This window comes from Salinisphaera sp. S4-8, assembly GCF_040361235.1.
Lineage (GTDB): Bacteria > Pseudomonadota > Gammaproteobacteria > Nevskiales > Salinisphaeraceae > Salinisphaera.
The window spans coordinates 38,014-60,406 of record NZ_APNF01000006.1; the positions used below are offsets into that span (position 1 = coordinate 38,014).

Annotated in this window: 18 protein-coding genes; 6 read left to right on the forward strand and 12 right to left on the reverse strand. The window is 61.2% G+C overall.

What is annotated here, in order from left to right; genetic code table 11:
• Positions 1–122 precede the first annotated feature (122 nt).
• The 8 genes from S4A8_RS10470 to S4A8_RS10505 form a co-directional block, all read right to left on the reverse strand.
• On the reverse strand, positions 123–449 hold the full coding sequence (locus S4A8_RS10470; protein WP_353176119.1) for a cell division protein ZapA: 327 nt from the start codon (positions 447–449) through the stop codon (positions 123–125).
• Positions 450–460: 11 nt separating this feature from the next.
• Positions 461–658 carry a hypothetical protein gene (locus S4A8_RS10475; RefSeq protein ID WP_353176117.1) on the reverse strand — a complete coding sequence of 66 codons (198 nt, stop codon included), beginning with the start codon at positions 656–658 and terminating at the stop codon, positions 461–463.
• Between the two features lie 120 nt (positions 659–778).
• Entirely contained in the window at positions 779–2,194 is a 1,416-nt protein-coding gene (locus tag S4A8_RS10480; protein WP_353220107.1) for a DegQ family serine endoprotease, read from the reverse strand.
• A gap of 174 nt (positions 2,195–2,368) precedes the next feature.
• A complete protein-coding gene (gene sohB, locus S4A8_RS10485) occupies positions 2,369–3,424 on the reverse strand; it encodes a protease SohB (RefSeq protein ID WP_353220108.1) in 1,056 nt (351 codons plus the stop codon).
• 60 nt (positions 3,425–3,484) lie between these two features.
• Positions 3,485–4,489: a ferrochelatase gene (gene hemH, locus S4A8_RS10490; protein ID WP_353220109.1), complete on the reverse strand. Its 1,005-nt coding sequence runs from the start codon at positions 4,487–4,489 to the stop codon at positions 3,485–3,487.
• A 103-nt stretch (positions 4,490–4,592) separates the two neighbouring features.
• Entirely contained in the window at positions 4,593–5,933 is a 1,341-nt protein-coding gene (locus S4A8_RS10495; protein WP_353220110.1) for an alanine/glycine:cation symporter family protein, read from the reverse strand.
• A gap of 48 nt (positions 5,934–5,981) precedes the next feature.
• On the reverse strand, positions 5,982–7,316 hold the full coding sequence (locus tag S4A8_RS10500; protein ID WP_353220111.1) for a sodium-dependent transporter: 1,335 nt from the start codon (positions 7,314–7,316) through the stop codon (positions 5,982–5,984).
• A 394-nt stretch (positions 7,317–7,710) separates the two neighbouring features.
• Positions 7,711–8,997, reverse strand: a complete 1,287-nt coding sequence (locus tag S4A8_RS10505; protein WP_353176110.1) for an acetyl-CoA C-acetyltransferase — start codon at positions 8,995–8,997, stop codon at positions 7,711–7,713.
• 291 nt (positions 8,998–9,288) lie between these two features.
• On the opposite strand from S4A8_RS10505, the gene groES reads away from it, so the two are divergent.
• The 3 genes from groES to glnE all read left to right on the forward strand — a co-directional run bounded on the left by groES (position 9,289) and on the right by glnE (position 14,388).
• Positions 9,289–9,576 (forward strand): co-chaperone GroES, encoded by a 288-nt coding sequence (groES, locus tag S4A8_RS10510; RefSeq protein ID WP_006913560.1) that lies wholly within the window; start codon positions 9,289–9,291, stop codon positions 9,574–9,576.
• A gap of 55 nt (positions 9,577–9,631) precedes the next feature.
• A complete protein-coding gene (gene groL / locus S4A8_RS10515; RefSeq protein WP_353176109.1) occupies positions 9,632–11,281 on the forward strand; it encodes a chaperonin GroEL in 1,650 nt (549 codons plus the stop codon).
• Positions 11,282–11,616: 335 nt separating this feature from the next.
• The gene (gene glnE, locus S4A8_RS10520; protein ID WP_353220112.1) at positions 11,617–14,388 is read left to right on the forward strand and encodes a bifunctional [glutamate--ammonia ligase]-adenylyl-L-tyrosine phosphorylase/[glutamate--ammonia-ligase] adenylyltransferase; all 2,772 of its coding nucleotides are present in this window, start codon (positions 11,617–11,619) and stop codon (positions 14,386–14,388) included.
• A 7-nt stretch (positions 14,389–14,395) separates the two neighbouring features.
• On the opposite strand, the gene S4A8_RS10525 is transcribed toward glnE, so the two are convergent.
• Both S4A8_RS10525 and S4A8_RS10530 read right to left on the reverse strand, forming a co-directional pair.
• Complete coding sequence (locus tag S4A8_RS10525) at positions 14,396–15,118, reverse strand: class I SAM-dependent methyltransferase (protein ID WP_353220113.1); 723 nt, start codon at positions 15,116–15,118, stop codon at positions 14,396–14,398.
• Positions 15,119–15,172: 54 nt separating this feature from the next.
• A complete protein-coding gene (locus S4A8_RS10530; RefSeq protein WP_353220114.1) occupies positions 15,173–16,357 on the reverse strand; it encodes a glycosyltransferase family 2 protein in 1,185 nt (394 codons plus the stop codon).
• Between the two features lie 159 nt (positions 16,358–16,516).
• Here S4A8_RS10530 and S4A8_RS10535 point away from each other — a divergent pair, with 159 nt between their 5' ends.
• The 3 genes from S4A8_RS10535 (at position 16,517) to S4A8_RS10545 (ending at position 20,104) form a co-directional block, all read left to right on the forward strand.
• Positions 16,517–17,485, forward strand: a complete 969-nt coding sequence (locus S4A8_RS10535) for a glycosyltransferase family 2 protein (RefSeq protein ID WP_353220299.1) — start codon at positions 16,517–16,519, stop codon at positions 17,483–17,485.
• Between the two features lie 97 nt (positions 17,486–17,582).
• Positions 17,583–18,836 carry a glycosyltransferase family 4 protein gene (locus tag S4A8_RS10540; RefSeq protein WP_353220115.1) on the forward strand — a complete coding sequence of 418 codons (1,254 nt, stop codon included), beginning with the start codon at positions 17,583–17,585 and terminating at the stop codon, positions 18,834–18,836.
• Between the two features lie 59 nt (positions 18,837–18,895).
• On the forward strand, positions 18,896–20,104 hold the full coding sequence (locus tag S4A8_RS10545; protein ID WP_353220116.1) for a glycosyltransferase: 1,209 nt from the start codon (positions 18,896–18,898) through the stop codon (positions 20,102–20,104).
• 125 nt (positions 20,105–20,229) lie between these two features.
• On the opposite strand, the gene S4A8_RS10550 is transcribed toward S4A8_RS10545, so the two are convergent.
• On the reverse strand, positions 20,230–21,147 hold the full coding sequence (locus S4A8_RS10550; RefSeq protein ID WP_353220117.1) for an O-methyltransferase: 918 nt from the start codon (positions 21,145–21,147) through the stop codon (positions 20,230–20,232).
• Positions 21,148–21,247: 100 nt separating this feature from the next.
• Positions 21,248–21,985 carry a hypothetical protein gene (locus tag S4A8_RS10555; RefSeq protein WP_353220118.1) on the reverse strand — a complete coding sequence of 246 codons (738 nt, stop codon included), beginning with the start codon at positions 21,983–21,985 and terminating at the stop codon, positions 21,248–21,250.
• Between the last annotated feature and the right edge of the window lie 408 nt (positions 21,986–22,393).

The window sequence follows — 22,393 nt, forward strand, 5'->3', positions numbered from 1 at the left end:
TTGATGATACGCGGCTCGAAGCGGTGGTGCCAATCATGCGATCGAACGATCGCGTGTGCCGGGGCCGCAGGCGATTATCGCAAAGCGAGGGCTGTCTTCGCGCGCGATGATGAGTTACCCGGCTAGTTGGGTTCCTTGAGCGCGGATTCGATATGCAGCTGGAGCTGCGACAGGCGCTCGGTGATTTCGCCATCGGTGGCGGGCAGGCCGGCGTCCTGGCGCTCGAGCCGGCGTTCGGCAGCGATCAGATCGCGGGCAATATTGAGCGCGGCCATCACGGCGATGCGTTCGATGCCTAGCGTCTTGCCCTTGCGCTGGATCGCATGCATGCGCCGCGACAGGTATTCGGCGGAATGCAACAGGCTTTCGCGCTCGCCCTCCGGGCAGGCGATGGAATAATCGCGGCCGAGGATACGGATGGTCAGCGCGGTTTGTTTTTCTGGCGGCATGCGTCGATCCGTTAGGCGTTGTCGGCTTCCGCCTCGAGGGCGCGAATACGTTCGATCACGCCGTTGAGACGTTCACGCGTTTCTCGATTACGGGCCTGTTCCTGCTCATAAGTATGCTGGAGCGCTTCGTAATCGCGCAGCAGCGCGCGATAGGCCTGGATCAAGGCCTCGACACGGTCTTCGAAGTGGGCGATCTCGAACTGGCTCATAGCGCTCCCTGGATAGGGCTCCGAGTATAGCGCCCGGCAGGCGCTACGGGAAATATACAAAAAAAAGGCCCGGCAAGAAGCCGGGCCTTGAGTAGCGATCGCGTGGATCGCGTAAGCGGGCTAGCGGATCAGCAGGAACAGCGCGCCGCGGCCCCGTCGTACGTGCAACAGCAGTTGCTTCGTATCCGGGCCGGCGAGTTTCTGCAGCTGCGACACCTCGCTGATCGGCTGGCGGTTGATCGAGGTGATCACATCGTCCGGGCGCAGGCCGGCACGTGCGGCCGGCGAGCCGCGTTCGACGTCGGTTACCACGATGCCTTCGACTTCTCCGGCCAGCGGATTGTCGTCGGTGAGCGGGCCGAAGCTCGCGCCTTGCAACCCGGCGGCCAGGTCGCTGCTGTTACCGCCCGCGGTGCCGGCGCTGTCGGGCGCGTCGGCTGCGTTGCCGAGCGTGGCCTTGACCTCGCGTTCCTTGCCGTTGCGCAACAGGGTGATGGTGACCTTGTCGCCGGGTGATTTCAGACCGATGGCATTGGCCAGCTGCGAGAAGTCGTCGATGTCCTTGCCGTTGACCTGCGTGATCACGTCACGTTCCTTGATGCCGGCCTTGGCGGCGGGGGAATCCGGCATGACCTGGGCCACGACCACGCCCTGATTGATATCCAGGTCGAAGGCGGAGGCCAGATCGGCGGTCAGGTTCTGGCCGACCACGCCCAGGCGCCCGCGCTGCACTTCGCCGTTCTCGGCGATCTGGGTATAGACGTTGTTGACCAGATTGCTGGGAATGGCGAAGCCGATACCGATATTGCCGCCGGTGCGCGACAGAATGGCGCTGTTGATGCCCACCAGTTCGCCCTGGAGATTGACCAGGGCGCCGCCGGAATTACCGGGGTTGATGGAGGCATCGGTCTGGATGAAGTCTTCGTAGCGATTGCCCAGCCCGTGCCGGCCGAGGCCGCTGACGATGCCCGAGGTCACGGTCTGACGCAGGCCGAAGGGGTTGCCGATGGCGACCACGAAATCACCCACGCGCAGATCGTCGGAGTTGGCGATGGGCAGTTCGGTGAGTTTGTCGTCGGTCTTGATCTGCAGAACCGCGATATCGGTTTCCGGATCGTCGCCGATGAGCTTGGCCTCGTACTCGCGGTTGTCGTTGAGACGGACCACGATCTTCTCGGCGTCGGTGACCACGTGGTGGTTGGTCAGCACATAGCCCTTGTCGGCGTCGACAATCACGCCCGAGCCGGCAGCGGTGGGCTGACGCGGCGTCTGGCGCTGCTGTTGCTGTTCGGGCATGTCGAAAAAGCGCCGAAAGAAGGGGTCGTTGAACAGCGGGTTATCCGGCATCTGCTGCGGTTTGCCGGTGACCACCACGTTGACCACGGCCGGCAGGGCCTTGTCGAGCATGGGCGCGAGCGACGGGTTGTCGCCGCTGAGCATGCCGCTGGGTATGGCGGCTTGCGCGTTGCTCAAAGCCATTAACAGGAAAAAGGAAAAAATCAGCGTCGTGAAACGCGTACGTGCGATTGGCGTCATAGGTTCTTTCTCGTTGGTGTGTTCACCATACGACCGGCGTACCCCGGATCGTCCCGCAGCCTAAGACCGTATCAAGGCATACGAGTTTCATGGGGTGTGCGAGAACCTGGCCAATACAGGCAGTTGCAGGGCACAGCGGACAAAATGGGCCCGCTATGCCCGCCGGGTGGCGCGCTAGCGCGCCCGATGTACCACGCGGGCCAGACCGCTTTCGCCCAGGCTGCGGCTGATCGCCAGCCGTGACTGCTCGGCGATACGCGCCATCAGGCCGCTTTTGTGTTCGATGGCCACGGTAAAGACGTCGCGCCCGTCGCGGGCGGCTGCGAGCATCACATCGTCGCTGGTGGCGACTTCATCGACCAGGGCCAGATCAAGCGCCTGCGTGCCGTGCCAGTGTTCGCCCGTAGCCACGCGGTCGATATCCAGTGCGGGCCGGTAGCGGGCCACGAAATGCTTGAACAGGCCGTGGGTGTCTTCGAGCTCTTCGCGGAACTTGGCCCGGCCTTCTTCGGTGTTTTCGCCAAACACGGTGAGCGTGCGTTTGTAATCGCCCGCGGTATGCAGTTCGAAATCGATCTGTTTGTCCTTGAGCAGGCGATGAAAGTTCGGAATCTGGGCGACTACGCCGATCGAGCCGATGATGGAAAACGGTGCCGCGACGATGCGCTCCCCCACACAGGCCATCATGTAACCGCCACTGGCGGCCAGGCGATCCACGCAGACCGTCAGCCGAATGCCGGCGTCCCGCAGCCGCGCGAGCTGGGAGGCGGCCAGGCCGTAGCTGTGGACCATGCCGCCGGCCGATTCCAGGCGAATCATGACCTCGTCTTCGGCTTCCACCACCTGCAGGAGGGCGGTGATTTCATCGCGTAGCGATTCCACCGCCGAGGCGCGGATATCGCCATCGAAGTCGAGCACGAACAGGCGTGCGGGTTCGTGGCGCTTGCCTAGTTTTTCTGCCTTGCGGCGTTGCTTGTCTTCGACCTTCTTGCGCTTGGCGCGGGCCTTGCGCTCGCTGTCGTTGAGCAGGGTGGCGTTGAGCGTGTCGGCCATACGCTCGAGGCGCTCGTTGACATGCGTGATCTTGAGCCGATCGCCCTCACGCGCGGCGCGGGCCTGAGCGACCATGCTCAATATCCAGGCCACGGCCAGGCCGAGGGCGATGACCACGGTCAACGCCTTGGCAAGAAACAGCCCGTAATTCAGGGCGAAGTCGGCGATCAGCTCCATGGCACGCCTTTATTCGTTAAGCAGATGGGGGCGAATTCTGTCGACATGGAAGTCGACCGGTCAGATCCAGCCCGAGAGTTCGCGCTTGATCAGGCGGGTGAACATGTCCACGTGATCGTCGCGGTCGTTGAGGGCCGGAATATAACGCAGCGAGCCGCCGCCGGCTTCCTCGAAGTATTCACGGTTTTCTTCCTTGATTTCTTCGAGCGTTTCCAGACAGTCGGAAGAAAAGCCGGGGCACATGACGTCGACGCTTTTCATGCCCGCCGCGCCCCAGGCCTTCATCGTTTCATCGAGATACGGCTGAAGCCAGGGTTCACGGCCGAAGCGGGACTGGAAGCAGACCTTGTATTCACTGCGGGTCAGCCCGAGTTCGGTCGCCAGCAATTGCGCCGTGATGCCGCAATCGCGCGGGTAGGGATCGCCGTTTTTCACATAGCGTTTGGGAATGCCGTGAAACGACATCACCAGCTTTTCGGCGCGCCCGTGTTCGGCCCAGTGCTCGCGTACCGAGTTGGCCAGTGCCTGGATATAGCCGGGCTCGTCGTAATACCGGTTGATCTGTCGTAGCGCCGGCGGCTCCGGCCAGTCGGCGAGCACTTCGCCGATCTTGTCGAACGTGGTGGCTACCGTGGTGGCCGAATATTGCGGATAGGTCGGCACCACCAGCACCTGTTTACAGCCCGCGGCATCGAGTTCGCGCAGACCGGTTTCGATGGAGGGGTTGCCATAGCGCATTGCCAGCGCCACATGAACGGGGCGCTCGACTTCGCGGTCGAGGCGGGCCTGGATTTGCTCCGCCTGACGACGGGCATACACCAGCAGCGGTGAGCCTTCCGGTGTCCATACCGATCGATAGCCCTCGGCCGAGTTCTTGGGCCGGAAGGTGAGAATGATGCCGTAGAGGATGGGCAGCCAAAGCGCTCGATTGAGATCGACTACGCGGCGGTCGCTCAGAAATTCGGCGAGATAGCGGCGTACCGCCGGTACCGACGTATCGTCGGGCGTGCCCAGATTGGTAAAAAGCACCCCAATAGGGCGCTGCGCGCTGCGGGAATTCGGCATGGGCTCTCGCTATCGTGTCGCGGGGTACGATACGTAGTGGCGATGATACGGGATGCAACCGGGCGGCTGCATCCCGTCACCCATTTTACCGCGGCGTGGTCACCTACGTCTTATCGAAATAGGCGCGCGTGAGCTTGAACACCACCGGCGCGAGCAGCACCAGGGCGATCAGGTTCGGAATCGCCATGAGGGCGTTCATTACGTCGGCGACCAGCCACACGAAATCCAGCTCGGCGATCGCGCCGACGAACACGGCCACCACCCACACTAGGCGATAGGGCGTGACGATACGCGAGCCGAACAGATACTCAGCCGTGCGTTCGCCGTAGTAGCTCCAGGCGAGCATGGTGGAGAAGGCGAAGATCACCATGCCGAAGCTCACGATCCAGCCGCCGGGGCCGGGCATGCCGGTGGTGAAGGCCTCGGCGGACAACTGCGCGCCGGTGGTGCCGGACGACCAGGCACCGGTGGCGATAATCACGAGTGCCGTCATGGTGCACACGATCAGCGTATCGATGAACGTGCCGAGCATGGCGACCACGCCCTGGCGCACCGGGCTGTCGGTCCGCGCGGCGGCGTGGGCGATAGGCGCGCTACCCAGGCCGGCTTCGTTGGAGAAGATACCGCGGGCCACGCCAAACCGGATGGCCATGATGATGCCGGCGCCGGCAAAGCCGCCGGTGGCCGCCGTGCCGGTAAAGGCATCGGAAAAGATCAGCCCGATCGCACCCGGGACTTCACCCGCATTGAGGATGAGCACCACCGCAGCACCGATCACGTAGACGATGGCCATCACCGGCACGAGCTTGTCGGTAACGCTGGCCAGGCGCTGCACGCCGCCGATGATCACCGCGAACACGCCGGCCGCCATGACCAGGCCGGTCAGCCAGCGCGGGATCGACAGGGTTTCGTCGAATACCTGGGATACCGAGTTGGATTGCACGGTATTGCCGATGCCAAAGGCCGCGACCGTGGCAAACAGGGCAAAGGCAAAGGCCAGCCATTTCCAGTTCGCGCCCAGGCCGTTGCGAATGTAGTACATCGGCCCACCGACATAGGCGCCATCGCGATTGGTTTCGCGATAGTTCACCGCCAGCACGGCTTCGCCGTACTTGGTGGCCATGCCCACGATGGCGGTCACCCACATCCAGAAGACCGCGCCCGGCCCGCCGAGGTGGATGGCGGTGGCCACGCCCGCGATATTGCCGGTGCCGACGGTTGCCGCCAGGGCGGTCGCCAGGGCCTGAAAAGGCGTGATATCGCCGGGCTCGGTGGTCTGTTTGCGCCCGGCGAACAGCATCGAAAAACCGTAGAACAGCTTGCGCTGCGGGATGCCGCGCAGCCCCACGGTCAGATAGATACCGGTGCCCAGCAGCAGTATCAGCATGACCGGGCCCCAGACCCAGCCGCTGAGCGTGCTCAGCGCGTTAGTAAGCATTTCCATTTTTGAATCCCCCTGTGTGGGCTACGTGTGCAACCCGAATGACGTTGTTTAGAAAAACCCCTGTAGCAGAATCCAGGCAATCCCGAGCGGTGCGACAAAGCGCAGGATGAACAACCACAGCCCGGCCAGCGGCAACGACTGATCGGGATGCGACTTCAGCGACTCGACGGCACGCGGTCCCAGCTGCCAGCCCACGAACAACGCAATCAGCAGACCGCCAATCGGCATCATGACCTGCGCAGTGGCGAAATCGGCGAAATCCAGGAAGCTCATCCCGGCGATGGTGTGTTCTGCCCAGATCCCTTGCGACAGGGATACCGGAATGCCGAGGATGAAGATCACGATGCCCGTGGCCACGGCCGCGTTGAAACGACTCATGCCCTTGTCGTCGACGAGATAACTCACCACCACTTCGAGTAGCGACACGGCCGATGTCAGTGCGGCGATAGCGAGCAGCACGAAAAAGGCCAGCCCGAATATCGCCCCGGCCGGCATTTGCGCGAATACCGTGGGCAAGGTCATGAAGGTGAGCCCCGCGCCGGCGCTGGGTTCCATGCCGGCAGAAAAAACGGCCGGCAAAATGACGAGCCCGGCGAGCAGGGCGACCAGCGTATCCAGGCCCACGACCAGCGACGCATCACGGGGCAGGTTCTGCTCGCGCGACATGTAGGAGCCATAGGTGAGCATGGCGCCCATGCCCAGCGACAAGGAGAAAAACGCCTGACTGATCGCGCCACCCCAGGTGCCGGCCGTCACACGGCTCCAATCCGGCATCAGATAGAAGGCCACGCCTTCACCGGCGCCGGGCAGGCTCACGGCGCGAATCGCCAGAACGACCAGTAGAACGAACAATAGCGGCATCAGCCATTTCGATGCGCGCTCGATGCCCGACGCCACCCCGCCAAGCACCACACCGACCATGAGAACGGTGAAGACGGCGGCGTAGATGACTGGCTGGATGGGCGAGGCCACGAAGCCTTCGAATATCGCCGTGCTTTGGTCGACGTTCAGGCCGCCAAAGGTGTTCTCACCCATGAATACGATATAGGCCAGCGTCCAGCCAGCGACCACGATATAGAAGGACAGGATGATGAAGGCAGTGAGTACGCCCATGGCCCCGACGCCGGCCCAGGCGCGGCCGCCGAGCTTGCGAAAGGCGCCAACGGGGTTGAGCTGGGTGATGCGCCCGATCAGGAGTTCGGCCATGACCAGCGACAGGCCGAAAAACAACACGCAGCCCAGATAGATGATCAGGAACGCGCCGCCACCGTTTTCCCCGGCCATGTAAGGAAATTTCCAGACATTGCCGAGCCCGACTGCCGAACCCGCCGAGGCCATGATGAAGCCCAGGCGACTCCCCCAATGTTCGCGGGCTACCGTCATGGCCGGGTCAGCCCGATAATGCCATCGATAATCGTGTTGCTGTTCATGCTACCCCCTGATTGTGTTGCTGAATCGTCGCCGTAGCGTAAGGGTCTGTGCCTGCTACGCTGGCTTTGCATTATTCGTGCCGGCCTGTGATTTCCCCTTGCGCCGACACGGTTTTGTCATCCTGCCATCTTAGAATCATGCTGTCCTCTATCCATTTGGATCACAGGCCTGCGTGCGTCGTGATCAGTGGCCGCGCAACCGTTCGATAGTCGTGGCGCAGCGTGTGAATCGCTGCGATGCCGGCCGGTTGGTTTGCTGCCGCGCGTGCCGCACACAAAAAAAGACGGGCACGTGGCCCGTCTTTTCATTCGCCTTAAGGGCCCTTCGATGCCCTTTGGATATGGCGTTACGGTTTTTCCAGGATCGCGGTCACGCCCTGACCGCCCGCGGCACAGATGGAGATCAGGCCGCGGCCGCCCCCGTTTTCGTCCAGGATCTTGGCCAGCGTCGCCACGATGCGTGTACCGGTGGCAGCAAACGGGTGGCCGAGTGCAACCGACGAGCCCTTGACGTTGAGCTTGCTGGTATCGATCGAGCCCAGCGGCGTGTCACGGCCCAGACGTTCCTTGCAGTACTTCTTGGATTCCCACGCCTTGAGGGTGCACAGCACCTGCGCGGCGAAGGCTTCGTGGATTTCGTAGAAATCGAAATCCTGCAGGGTCAGCCCGGCCGCGTCGAGCATGTCGGCCACGGCATAGGTGGGCGACATCAGCAGGCCTTCGCCGCCATCGACAAAATCGACGGCCGCCGTGCGCGAATAGGGCGTGAAGAACGCCTGTACCGGCAGGCCGTTGGCCTCGGCGTATTCTTCGCTGCACAGGAACACCGAAGACGCGCCGTCGGTCAACGGGGTGGAATTGGCCGCGGTGAGCGTGCCGTTTTCCTTGTCGAAGGCGGGCTTGAGGTTGGCCAGCTTCTCGACGCTGGTATCCGGACGCAGGTTGTTGTCGCGTTCGACGCCCAGATACGGGAAGACCAGATCGTCATAGAAGCCGTCAACATAGGCCTGGGCGGCGGCTTTGTGGCTGGCCACGGCCAGTTCATCCTGCGCCTTGCGCGAGATCTTCCATTCCTTGGCCATGAGCTCGCAGTGCTCGCCCATCGACAGGCCGGTACGGGGCTCGGACACGCCCGGGAAGTTCGGCACGATATGACGTGGCCGGATCTGGGCCAGCAGCTTCGCGCGTTCGCCGCCCGTCTTGGCGCGGTTGACGTCGAGCAGGATCTTGCGCAGTTCTTCGTTGATCGCGATCGGCGCATCCGATGTGGTGTCCACACCGCTGGCGATACCGCAGTCGATCTGGCCCATGGCGATCTTGTTGGCGATCAGCAGGGTGGCTTCGAGGCTGGTGCCGCAGGCCTGCTGTACGTCGAAGGCCGGGGTATGTGGATCCAGATCGGTACCGAGCACCGCTTCCCGGGTCAGGTTGAAGTCGCGCGCATGCTTGAGCACCGCGCCGCCGGCGACTTCGCCGATCTGCTTGCCGGCGAGTTTGTATTTTTCCGATAGCGCCTTGAGCGAGGCGGTGAGCAGGTCCTGATTGGACTGATGCGAGTATTTGGTGTTCGAGCGGCAGAACGGAATACGGGCGCCGCCGACGATGGCGACTCGGCGTGGCATGTTCTCGGCCATTGATCCCTCCAGTGTCGCCGGCCCGATGCCGGCGCGGTTGATTGACGCGCCCAAGATAATTGTTGCAGTGCAAAGTGACAAGAAACCCTTTCAAATCCTTTTGGGCTTCAAAACGTTCGCTCGTGGGCGCGAGCGGAAAAAAATATCGATGCGCTCTTGAAAGGCTGCGCCACGGCCGCATCAATGGCGGTGATTGAGAACGTCAATGAAGACGCTCTCTCCCGGCGGCCGAAGATGGCACGTCGGCAATATGTTTTGATCAACAACCAACGTTTCGAGGAGAAGGGTGGCATGAATATCCGTCCTTTACATGACCGTGTCGTCATCAAACGGCTCGAGGAAGAGCAGAAGACGGCCGGGGGTATTGTCATTCCCGATACGGCGGCCGAAAAGCCCCAGCGCGGCGAAGTCGTCGCTGTTGGCAACGGCAAGCCACTGGATAACGGCGAAACGCGCAAGCCGGAAGTCAAGGTCGGCGATAAGGTCATGTTCGGCAAGTTCTCGGGCACCGAAATCAAGGTCGACGGTGACGAAGTCGTCGTGATGCGCGAAGACGACATCCTGGCGGTGCTGGGCTAAGCCCGCGTCGCTGACGTTCACCGTTTACGCACACAGTATTTAGGGGAAGCTAGCAATGGCAGCTAAAGAAGTACGTTTTGGCGAAGACGCACGCTCGCGTCTGGTACGCGGCGTCAACACGCTCGCGAACGCCGTCAAGGTGACGCTCGGCCCGAAGGGCCGCAACGTCGTGCTCGACAAGAGCTTCGGCGCGCCGACGATCACCAAGGATGGTGTCTCGGTCGCCAAGGAAATCGAACTCGAAGACAAGTTCGAGAACATGGGCGTGCAGATGGTCAAGGAAGTCGCTTCCAAGACCTCCGACATCGCCGGTGACGGCACCACCACCGCCACGGTTCTGGCCCAGGCCATCGTGCGCGAAGGCGTGAAAGCCGTTTCCGCGGGCATGAACCCGATGGATCTCAAGCGCGGCATCGACAAGGCCGTCGACGCGGCCGTGGCCGAACTGGCCAACCTGTCCAAGCCCTGCGACGACGAAAAAGCCATCGCCCAGGTGGGCTCGATCTCGGCCAACTCCGACGCCGATATCGGCAAGATCATCGCCGATGCGATGAACAAGGTCGGCAAGGAAGGCGTGATCACGGTCGAGGAAGGCTCCGGCCTGTCCAACGAGCTGGATGTCGTCGAAGGCATGCAGTTCGACCGCGGTTATCTGTCGCCGTACTTCGTCACCGACAACCAGACAATGCAGGCTGAGCTGGATAACCCGTACATCCTGCTCCACGACAAGAAGATCTCCAACATCCGCGACATGCTGCCGCTGCTGGAGAACGTGGCGAAGGCGAACCGTCCGCTGATGATCATCTCCGAAGACGTCGAGGGCGAAGCCCTGGCGACGCTGGTGGTCAACAACATGCGTGGCATCGTCAAGGTCGCCGCTGTGAAGGCGCCCGGTTTCGGCGATCGTCGCAAGGCGATGCTGGAAGACATGGCCGTGCTCACCGGCGGCACCGTGATCTCGGAAGATCTCGGCATGAGCCTCGAGAAGGCCACGCTGGATGATCTGGGCGAAGCCAAGAAGGTGCAGATCTCGAAAGAGAACACCACCATCATCGACGGCGCCGGCCCGAACAGCGATATCGAAGCCCGCATCAAGCAGATCCGTGCGCAGATCGAGGAAAGCTCCTCGGACTACGACAAGGAGAAGCTGCAGGAACGCGTGGCCAAGCTCGCCGGCGGTGTGGCACTGATCAAGGTCGGTGCGGCCACCGAAGTCGAGATGAAAGAGAAGAAGGCGCGTGTCGAAGACGCCCTGCACGCCACCCGTGCAGCCGTCGAAGAAGGCATCGTCCCGGGCGGCGGCGTGGCCCTGCTGCGCACCCTCAAGGCGATCGAAAACGCCAAGGGCGACAACGCCGATCAGGACGCGGGTATCCGTATCCTGCGTCGTGCGGTCGAAGAGCCGCTGCGCCAGATCGTGCACAACAGCGGTGCCGAGCCGTCCGTCGTGGTCAACGAAGTGCTTTCCAAGGAAGGCAACTACGGCTACAACGCCGCGACCGGCGAATACGGTGACATGGTCGCCATGGGTATTCTCGACCCGACCAAGGTCAGCCGTACCGCGCTGCAGAACGCCGCTTCCATCGCCAGCCTCATGCTGACGACCGAAGCCGCCGTGACCGACGTCCCCGAGGACGACGACAAGGGCGGTGCCCCCGATATGGGCGGCATGGGTGGCATGGGCGGAATGGGCGGCATGATGTAAATCATGCGGTCCACGTCCGGGATGCCAATCCCAGCGTGAATAAAGCCCCGCCTCGTGCGGGGCTTTTTTATGCGTGCGATATGGGGTGAGGGCGCAACGCGCATACGCGGGTAGTCGCGCGGGGGCATTTGTTTATGTGTTCGGGCCGACTGCGCCAGACGATCGAGGCGGCGGGTTGGCGGATTGGTGCTTTCAGCAACGAGGGGATTCGGCAAACATCGGCGCAGCAATGGTTCCTGCGGGCGTGTTTGCTGGTGAGCCACATATAGGGATGGCACGACCCGATAACAGCGATACCATGCGCGTTGACCGACGACCGATTCGGAGTGTTCTGAGTGCCTCAACCCGAAACCGATGCGCAGGTGCGCCGCTGGAGCCATTTTCTCGACGCATGGTGCGAACACAATCCCGACCGTTTTGAGGCGCTCGCCCGCCACGGCCGATTCGATGACATCGATGCGCAGATCGTCGACGAGGCGCCACAGCCGGTATCCGGGCATGCGTTCGACGCCGCGCTGAGAGCCTATCGAAACGAAAGCATGGCGATCATCGCCTGGCGTGATTTGGCCGGCATCGATGCGCTGGAAACCACGCTGGGGGCATTGAGCACCCTGGCCGATCGTTGTATCGAGGCAGCGCTTGTCGCGGCCGAGCAGGCTGTTCAGGAACGGCACGGCGTCTTGCGCGATAGCGAAGGCCACGCGCAGCGGCTTATCGTGATCGGCATGGGCAAGCTTGGCGGTCGTGAACTGAATTTTTCTTCGGATATCGATCTGATCTTTGCCTACCGCGGGCCGGGCGAGTCCGATGGCGACAAGCCGTTGGATGCCGAAGGCTATACCAAGCGCGTTGCCCGGCGGCTGGTCCAGATCCTGAGCGAAACGACAGCCGAGGGGTTTGTCTATCGCGTTGATACGCGATTACGGCCGTTCGGCGATTCCGGCGCGCTGACCGCGAGCATCACGGCAATGGAGAATTACTACCAGGCGCACGGGCGCGAATGGGAACGCTACGCCTGGGTCAAGGCACGGCCGGTGGCCGGCGATCTGAACGGCGGGCAAAGCCTGATTCGGGCGCTGCGTCCGTTCGTGTACCGGCGCTACCTCGATTACGGCACGTTCGAGTCGATTCGCGAGATGAAAGCGCTGATCGATCGACAGGTCGTCAAGGCCGAATTGCAGAACAACATAAAGCTCGGCAGCGGCGGCATTCGAGAAATCGAATTTATCGTCCAGGCGTTTCAGCTGATTCGTGGCGGCCAGGAGCCCTCGCTGCAGGATGCCCGCTTGCTACCGACGCTCAAGCGTTTGGCGCAAGACGACCATTTACCGTCGCACACAGCACAGGAGCTGGAAACCGCCTATCGCTTCCTGCGTCGTGCCGAAAATCGACTGCAAATGGTCGACGACCGCCAGACCCACGAGCTGCCCGAAGACGAGCAAGAGCGCGTGGCGCTCGCCGAGTCGATGGGATACGACAGCTGGAACGCGTTCAGCCAGGCCATGCAGGACACGCGGGATGGCGTCCACCAGGCGTTCGAGCAGGTCTTCGTGTCGCCGCAGGCTGACGACACCTCGGCCGACGCGGAAACCCAGCGCCTGAGCGCTTTCTGGGATGGCGATCTCGACGAAGCGCAGTCGCGCGAGTTGCTGGCCGAATATGGCATCGAGAATGTCGTTGCCGTACGCGAGGCATTGGCAGAGATCCAGGGCCAGAGTCTTTATCGTGGCCTCGAGGATCGCGGGCGGCGCTGGATCGCGCGGCTGATTCCGTTGTTGTTCGGTGCCGCCGCCCGCGCCGACGATCCCGATTTGGCGATCACGCGCACCATTGGTGTTTTGTCCGCCATCGTCGGCCGCAGCACGTACATGGCCTTGTTGGTGGAGCATCCGGCTGCACTGTCCACGCTCATGCGGCTGTGTTCGGCCAGTGAGTGGATTACCAGTCGTATCCGCGCGCAGCCCTCGTTGCTAGACAGTCTGTTGGACCCGCGCCAGCTCTATCGCCCGCCGCGGCGTGCCGAATTGGCGGCCAGTCTTGCCGCCGATATGGCGGCCATCGACGCGGATGATCTCGAACTGCGTATGGATACGCTGCGGCGCTTCAAGCAGAGTGCGACGTTGCGTATTGCCGCGGCGGACGTCAGTAATTCCATGCCGCTGATGATCGTGTCCGATCATCTCACCGAGCTGGCCGAACTCGTACTCGATGTGGCCCTTGATATGGCCTGGCATCAGATGACCCGTCGCTATGGCACACCCCGCGACCACAACGGCGAACGCGCCCCGTTCGCAATCATCGCCTACGGCAAGTTGGGTGGTCTGGAGCTGGGCTATACCTCCGATCTGGATCTGGTATTCGTCTACGGCGGCGCCACCCAGGCGATGACCGACGGTGATCGTCAGCTTACGCACCAGGCGTTTTTTACGCGCCTGGCGCAGCGCCTGATCCATGTGCTGAGTACGCAGACCGCGGCCGGGCGGGTATATGAAATCGATATGCGTCTGCGCCCTAGCGGCAAGGCCGGCATGATGGTCACGCACATCGATGCCTTCGAACGTTATCAGCAGGAGCACGCCTGGACCTGGGAGCATCAAGCGCTGGTGCGCGCGCGGCCGGTCAGCGGCCACGCGGGCCTAGGCACGCGCTTCGACGAGATCCGGCGCGCGGTGCTCGGCAAGCGCCGCGATATGAAAGAACTGGCGCGCGAGGTCTGCGGTATGCGGGATCGCATGCGCGGGGTCAAGGACGAAAGTCAGGGTGAATGTCTCGACGTAAAACAAATGCCCGGCGGGCTGATCGATATCGAGTTCATCGCCCAGTTCATCGCACTCGCCTACGGTGCAGAGTGCCCGGAACTTTTGATCTTTACCGACGCGATTCGGGTACTGGAAACCTACGAATCAGCTGGGCGGGCGGAATACGCCGACATCAAGACGCTTACCTCGGCTTATCGACGTTATCGGCGCATCATCCATGCGCAGTCGCTGCAACGTCAGCGAGCCATGATCAAGGCCGATGAATACGCCGAACAGCGCCGTGCGGTGGCCGCAATATGGCAGGCCTGGATCAGCGATATGCAGCAGGGCGCCAACGAACACAATTGATCTCGACTCATCGTTGCCATACGCGGGTATGCAGTTCGGAATTGAACTGTGCGATACGGCTGGCCAGTTCCAGATCGCGTGATAGATAGACCAATTCTGCGCCGCGCTTGTTGATCGCATCGACCGCCGCACGGTCGGTATTGTTGGCGGTCACGAGCAGATACTTGACGGCATTGGCTCGAGCTCGTTCCTCGAAGCGCCCAATCAGGCGTGACATATGTTCGATTCGCTGGCGTCGCCGCTGCTCTGTGAACACGTAATAGGTACTGTTGATAAAGCAGATACACACACGTGCGAGATCGATATCCGGCAAGCCATCGCGCATCAGGTCGTATTCACTGATGCCGGGTGTCATCTCATAGAACGCGTCGAACAAATCGTTCCCGAAACGCCGGTCGGCCGCTTCGCGCGCACGGTCGAAGTCGATGCCGAGCGAGCGAATATGCGGGTGGGCATCCTTGAGCGCCTTGGTGAACGTCCCGACACCGCTGCCGTAATCGACCACCCAGTCGATATTGGCCCAGTCGATGTACTTGTCGGTGACCGCGATCAAGTGGGCATAGGATTCATAATGTGTCTGCGAGCCCAGATCCCAGGGGGCTTCGACCAGGTCGTAGAGTATTCGGCACTCGTCACGCGTGATGTTTTCGTTGTTTTCGTAGGCGTGGATGATTTCATCGCTGGAGCGCGGCGCTGGCGTGGGCTTCGCGGGTTTTCCGAATAACCTCATAAAACAGATAGACCGTTACGTGAATTTGACGTGAGTAATGATCGCTTCGGGTCGTCAGGGGGCAGGCCGCGCAGCGGTTTTGGACTTATTCCAGTGGTAAGTAGTGACACGCAAAGAAAGCGAGGATTTCGAAAACTCAACCGCGACCGTCAACCAGGAGCTGGTACGTGCCGCTTTGCGACACGCAAACAACCAACGATGTACGATCATGTTGGAAAATGCCGGTTCTGGAGAGATCTGGTGTCGTTCATTCGCATGCAGTAATTTTTCCAGCCATATCCGGCACCAGCGCAGATAGTTTGTATCGAACGGTCGACCCGTGTGTTCGAGCACCGGTTTGCGGCCGTGGCATTTGAACAGGCAGCCGTGTCGCAATAGATCATGGTCGCTGTGCTCGAGATCAAGCGCAGCGAGTTGACGGCTATAAATCGCCAGATCGGCTGCTTGCTGGGCTGCGGTTTGGGTTACCGAAACCTGGGCTTCGTGACGCCGGTAGTCGGTCAGCAATGCGGCCAGGTTGGCAAAGCGAAGTGTTCTGATCATACGAGCCCACAGCTCGTAATCCTGCGCAATCCAGAACTCATCGACGTAACGGTAGTTTTCGAATGCTGAGCGCCGAACCGTCATCGAGCTTTGCGCGAGAGCGCATTCGTAGAGCATTCGACAGGCGATATCGTCCGGCGCAGTTGGTAATTGGTAAGTCTGTCCAACCAGTGGGTTGCCGTTCGTATCGATCGAGTTCATCCAGCTTCCCACGCCGGCCACGTCTCCACTTGCGTCAAGATATGAAACCTGGCGTTCGAGACGGTTTGCAGCGCACATGTCGTCTGCGTCGAGGAATGCTATATATTCACCGCACGCAAGGTCGATACCGTGATTTCGGGTGGCTGGCCTGCCTAGGTTTTGGATATGGGATACGGCCCGCAATCGTGAGTCGTGCGCAAAACTACAGATGACCGCCGATGTAGCGTCTGTCGACCCATCGTCGATGACGAGAAGTTCAAAGTCCGTGAAGGTTTGGGCCAGGACACTTCGGATCGCGTCGGAAATATAGCGTTCGACGTTAAACGCCGGTATGAAAACCGTAACGCGTGGTTGCCGCGCAGATTCTGACGTAGCGTTCGCAGCGTGCCACATGGCAGATGGTGCTGGGTTGGATTTGACTGGATGGTTGCCCAACTCACTCATGTCCCGATTCAGATTGTTATCATGACGCGCCTGCTCGTTTGGTATTTCCATTCTGCAGGGTGCCTGTGCGTTTGAGCTCAAGATAACACCGGATGCAGCGGAATTTTCTCCGCGCGCGTCAGTATTGCTTCAACGAGCATATACGCCGGTATTGTGGGCGTGCCGGCGTTTAATGCTGATTTGTCTGTTCGATTCCAAAGGCTAGTCGCAATGGCTGATCAACGCGCGTTGTTTGACGCTCGCCCCCCGGTTGCTGTGGTGGTAGCCACACACAACCGCGCTCAGTCGCTTGCGGTTACGTTGGAATGTCTAGCGCAACAACAGGTAGATGCAGTTTGGCGTGTGATTGCGGTCGACAATGCCAGTACGGATGAAACGCCCGATGTACTGAATCGTTTCGCAAGTGACGCCAGATTTTCGTTGCACCCGCTGCGCGAGGGCAAGCCAGGCAAGCCGCGCGCGCTCAACAGGGCGCTCGAGCAGATCGACGATGGGCTGGTCGTCTTTATCGACGACGACGTCAATCTGGGCCCCGCTTGGCTGCAATCCTACATCGACGCCGCAGGGCGCTGGCCGGATCATGCAATCTTCGGCGGCCCGATTATTCCCGTATTTCCCGCCGGTGCGCCGGACTGGGTTCAAGACCAGCGCTACGTACGCCAGAGCCCCATGTTCGCCTACTACGAGGCACGTGAAGATGAGGGCCTGACGACCCGTGTGCCGCTCGGCCCGAACATGATGATCCGGCGCAGCGCCATCGGCGAGCACCGTTTCGATGAGCGACTCGGGCCAGGGGGTACGCATCGCCTGATGGGCGATGAGACCGAATTCGAGTACCGTCTGGCACGATTGGGTTATCACCCGTATGTGTATGTGCCCGCGGCACGCGCCGAGCACCGCGTGCGCCCGGAGCAACTGACCGTGAAAGCGGTCTGGTCGCGCGCCTACCTATGGGGACGCAGTATGGCGCTAACGCATGGTCGCTCTGAGCGCGGGCTCTATGTCTTCGGCGTGCCGTTGCGCTATTGGTCCGGCGCACTTCGGGCCTGGCTACGCTATGCGCCTTTTGCCTTCGGGCCACGCCATTTTCGGCTCAAGTATGGCTGGCAGTGGCAGGTGCGGGCCGGCCGCCTGCGTGGTTATCTGGACAGTCGCGCAGTAGACAAGGAACCGGAATGAGCGACCTGTTGCTGCACCCGCTCGTCCGTCGACTGAGTAGGACGCGCCTAATCGACGTTCCAGGCCTTTCGTGAATACAAAGGCGAGGACACAAGACATGGGCGATTCGGTTGAATCGAATGGTCGAGCGGCGCCGGCTGCCCTGATCTATCGGCTTAATCTGAATGTCGTGGGCGGCGCCGAGGTATCGTTTGCGCAATACGCCGACTATCGGCGTGGTGCCGCGCATGCCGACACCGTAATCGTGCACGGCGAGATCCATCCACGTTTCACGCCCGTGGTTGCACCGCCGATGCGAACGGTTGCCCGTCGCACGCTAGCCCGCTGGCACGGAATCCGTTTGCCACGCGCGGCTCGCCATCTGCGCGCCCGTACGGCCACGGCCCAATTGGTACGCGGCAATGAAACGGCGCTGGTCGGGTGGAACAGTATCGGCAATCGCGATATCGCAGACATCGCCGAACAGGCAGCCTTGCCGCTTATCCATTACGAGCATGGGCAGGCCTGGCGTGAGCAGCGCCGCCACGCGCGTGGCTATATGGCCCGTGCAAAGGGCGTGATCAGTAACAGTCTGGCCGCGGAGCGCATGCTGGCGCTGCGCTGGGGTTGGCAGGGGCCGACCGAGCGGGTCTATTGCGCGATCGACGGTATTCTCGATGTAGACGCTGCGCGCACGGCGTTACCGCAGCAACGGCCGATCTGGCTGGGCAGTGCAGGCCGGCTGATCGAACTCAAGGGACATCTGATCGCGCTGCATGTGCTCAAGGTGCTACGCGACGTTCATGGCATCGATGCGCGCCTGGCGATTGCCGGTACGGGCGAACGCGAAGCGGCGCTGCGGGAAGCCGCACACACCTTGGGGCTGTCGCGTTTCGTGCGCTTTGAGGGGGGTGTTAATGATATGCGCGCATTCTATGATGCGATCGACATCATGCTTGTCGCATCCATGCGCGAGCCGTTCGGGCGTACCAGCATCGAAGCCCAGGCTCGGGGGTGCCCCGTGGTGGCCACCTGGGTCGACGGCCTGCCGGAAACACTTGCCGCGACACAGCATGCACAAAGTCTGGTCGCGCCGGAATGGTCTTTGGCGGAATACGCCCGCGAACTTGATGGCCAGGCCGAACTGGGGGTGCCATGGGTTTACGATCCTCGCCAGGACGAGCTCGTCGCCCCGCGTGCCCCGACGCCGGATCGCCTTGCCGCTGCGGTGATGACGTTGCTCGGCAGCGATGCGGCTTATCATCGTGTGAGCCGGGCGGGGTTGGCCCATGTGGGCCAGCGTTTTTCGGTCGTCGATTATGGACCGGCACTCGATCGCGCCATCATGCGTCTGGCGACCGGCCCGGCATAGGCTCGGCCATGGCGGTGAACGGCTGACGCTTCGATTTTCTGGAGGATTAAATCCACGTAATGCGTATCCTGCATCGGATCAATCTGGACGTGCCGGCCGGGGTCGAGCATCAGTTTTGTGCGTTTGTCGGCCATCCATTGGTGCAGGCCGCTTTTGATCACGATGTGGTCTATGGCAGTCGGTTGCACCCAGACCTGCTGCCCCATATCGCGCCGTTCGTCGATACTGCCGTATCGTTTAAACGCGCTGGTCGCTTGCGCTTGCCGCGGCGCCCGCTGGTGCTACGCGAGCGGGCGCTGGCGGCACGCATCAAACGCCTGCACTCGGATATCGTGTTCTCCTGGAGCGGTTTTGCACGCACATCGGTCGCTGCAGCGGCCCGGGCCAGCCAGACACCGTTGGTTTACCGCGAGGGCGGTGGCTGCTGGTTCGAGCATCCACCCAAAGCGGCTGCACAGTTCATCCGCGAAATCAGTGGCGCCATCTGCAATACCCGGGCGTCGATGCGCATGCTGCAGCTCAAGTGGGGCTACGACGGGCCGGCGCGGGTGTGTCTTGGTGGAATTCGCCCCGAGGTCATGCGTGCCGCGGATGCGACCGATGTGAGTACGCGTACGCTCTCGGCGCACCGGCCACGCATCGGTGTGGCGGCGCGTCTGGCCTCGGAGAAAGGTGTTTGTCTGGCCATTCATGCCTTGAAGCATCTGCGTGCGCAGGGCATTGATTGCGAGTTGCAGATCGCGGGTGAGGGCCCTGATCGTGCCGCGCTGGAAGCGCTGTCGGCAACGCTTGGTCTGCAACCGCATCTGCGGTTTCTCGGCCGCGTGTCGGATATGCCCGCCTTCTACCGGAGTATCGATGTGCTCTTGCACCCCGCGCTCCAGGAGCCGCTGGGCAACGTCACCATCGAAGCCCAGGCGTTCGGGGTGCCGGTGGTGGCGACGCGTGTCGACGGCATGGCAGAAACAATCGCCCCAGGCGAGACCGGCCTGCTGGTTAACGCCGATCAGTCGTATGCTGACTATTCACGATTCGGCGGTACACGTTCGGTGATGCAGTCCACCCAGGTCTACGATCCGCAAGCTGATTCGTTGCGACCGGCCGCATTCGCCCATCCGGCCGACTTGGCTGAAGCGGTTGCGACGGTAGTACGCGACCCGAGCGCCCATGCGCGCATGGCGCGGGCGGCCACGACCCGGGCACGCACGCTGTTCGCTTTCGATCGGCACGTGCAATCGTTTATCGATGCGGTCAAGGACTTTGCCTGATCGGCCGGTGGGCTGGATATTGTTTTCGATGTTGTTGAAAAAGCTAGTGCTAGCCCGGTTGCTGATTCGATATTCGCTCGGAATACACTGCCGGACCGGCGAATCGATCGACGGACGGCCCCGACCTATGACCGACCGATCATCGCCACGCCGACATTGCTGCCGATTTCCGCAGCCAATGCGATTTCCGGTCTCTGCGTGATCGCTGTCCATCCGGAATAGCAGCCGGGGTCCTGCGATGTCACGTGCTTATCGAACCAGCGGATATCGTCGAACACCATGACGGCGCCCGGCTGTAAACTGGGCAACAGAGCGGCGAAATCGCTCTGGAAAATCTGCCCGTCGTGGGCGCCATCGTGAAATACGAGGTCGACTGCGGGAGCGTTGTCGGCCACCTCGGGAAGGACGTCCATGGAAAGCCCCTTGTAGCATCGAACCCGGTCGCCGTGACGGCTCAGAAGCGATTCCTGGGCAAGCGTGAACTGCGGCTCCCCGGCCTCGATCGTATGTAGTACGGCATCCGGCGCAAAGCGTCGAGCGGCGGACAGCAAGAAACCGGCCGACATGCCGTACGCGGTACCGATTTCCACAATGGCTCCCGGTCGCAGGATCTTGACGGCGCTATACAACATCCGGCCTTTTGTCGAAAAGCTTGATGACATGCGAAAGTGCGAGCTGATATCCAGACCCTGATCGTCGAAGGCGTCGTCGAGCCCCAGGAAATAGTTGCAGGCGTGCAGCACGTCGATAGCGTCGGCGCCGGTCAGCGGGCTATGGCCGTTCTTCACCTCGGCTAGAAAACGCTCGAATCGGCGCTCGTGCCGGGGCTCGATCGACTCGGCTTTCACGCGCGTCACATCTTGTTTCTGGCGCAGGAACAGTTCGAATGCGATATGCGATAGCTGTGCGGGGTTGTTTTGTTCCGCTATAGCCATCGTTTGCAGCAACTGATCGACGAACGGCCTGAGTACCGCGATGTCCTCGGCGCGGGTACGACGAGTCTTAATACGTCGACGCAGCTTCTTCCAGGGGTGCGTATTCATAGACGATATTTCATTCGATACTGCGATCGCGTCGATACAGCGTCGAGGAGGTGTACCGAGGACACGGCATTGAGCGCCCGGTGCGTGCGTCGGCGCGGTTCTAGCGCTTGCTCGATCGACGACGCCAGATCCGAGTATGCAATTCGGCATTGAACTGCTCGATCCGGCTCGCAACGCGAAGCTCACGTGACAAGTGTACCAACTGGGGCCCGAGCCGGTCGATGGCATCAACTGCGGCGCGGTCCGTATGGCTAGCACTTACGAGCATATAGCGTGTCTCGGGGGTTCGAGCGAGCTGTTCGAAGCGTCGGCAGAGCCGCGCGAAATGATCGATTCGACTGCGGCGGCGCTGCTCCTTGAATACGTAGTAGGTGCTGTTGATGAAGCAGGTGCACAAACGCTGGATGCCAAGATCCGGAAAACGGTGCCGCAGCAGATCGTATTCCGTCGTCGAGCCATCCATTTCGTAATAGTGATCGAACAAGTCCGCGCCGAAGCGGCGATCGGCGGCGACGCGGGCGGTATCGAAATCGATGCCTAGCGATTTGATATGCGGATGCGCGTCCTTCAGCGCTTTCGTGAACGTACCGATGCCGCTGCCGTAATCCACTACCCAATCGATTTCGTGCCAGTCGACGTACTTGTTGGCAAGCGCTATCAAACGTGCGTATGAGTCGTAGTGTAGTGAAGAACCCAGATCCCATGGGTCGTCCACCAGCGTATAGAGAATGCGGCACTCTTCTCGCGTGATGTTTTCATTGTTCTCGTAGGCCCTAACGATTTCATCGTCTGCTCTGGGCGTGGCTTCCGCCTTCGACGATTTCTTAAACCATGTCATAGCGTTACTTTTAAAAATATCAGCCTAAGACGGCTTGAATTGCGGGTGACGGCATCGTGCTAGATAGAGTAGCTGTGTTTGCAGCTATTCTACGTGACCGTTGCGGGCGATGCTCCGGCATATAGAAGCCGCGCTTCAGGTGCATCGTTCGCTGTGTATTGTGAGCGCGTTATCGCTATGACGCTGCGAGTTATAGCCGGCGTCGGGGCGGATCCACGAGGATTTGTCGGCGGTTTCGCGATGGTCGAACGATTGGAAAATGGCATCGGAAATGAATCGACCGCTATCGGACATCGATAAGAATCTACTTGATTATCGCCGAAACTCGGCAGGGGCGGGGTCTGACTCACCGGATTCTGATAATAGGTCGTGAAGCGACAGCGGAGGAACGTTATGGCAATCAATCAA